This is a genomic window from Streptobacillus felis (genome assembly GCF_001559775.1).
GTDB lineage: Bacteria > Fusobacteriota > Fusobacteriia > Fusobacteriales > Leptotrichiaceae > Streptobacillus > Streptobacillus felis.
Map to the genome: position 1 here is coordinate 1 of NZ_LOHX01000040.1, position 301 is coordinate 301.

At 33.6% G+C, this 301-nt stretch carries 1 pseudogene; it reads left to right on the forward strand.

The annotated features are described in order from the left end of the window. Positions 1-214, forward strand: a pseudogene (locus AYC60_RS08185) (ATP-binding cassette domain-containing protein); the annotation flags it as partial. Positions 215-301 lie beyond the last annotated feature (87 nt).

Here is a 301-nt window from a genome sequence, read left to right on the forward strand (position 1 = left end):
TAGAAGAGTAAAAGAGGCTGCAGAAAAATTAGAAAAATCAGAATGACGGGAAAAGAGACCAAAAGAAATGTCAGGAGAACTAATACTAAGGGTAGCTTTAGGAAGAGCTATAGTAAGAAAACCAAAAGTATTCTTATTTGACGAACCGTTATCAAACTTAGAGGCTAAGTTAAGAGTATCAATGCGTGGAAGAATAACACACTTACAACAAGAGTAAAAGACTACAATGATATATGTAAGAAGTGATAGAGTTAAAACTATGACTATAGGAGATGGACTAACTGGATAAAAACTTGGAAGA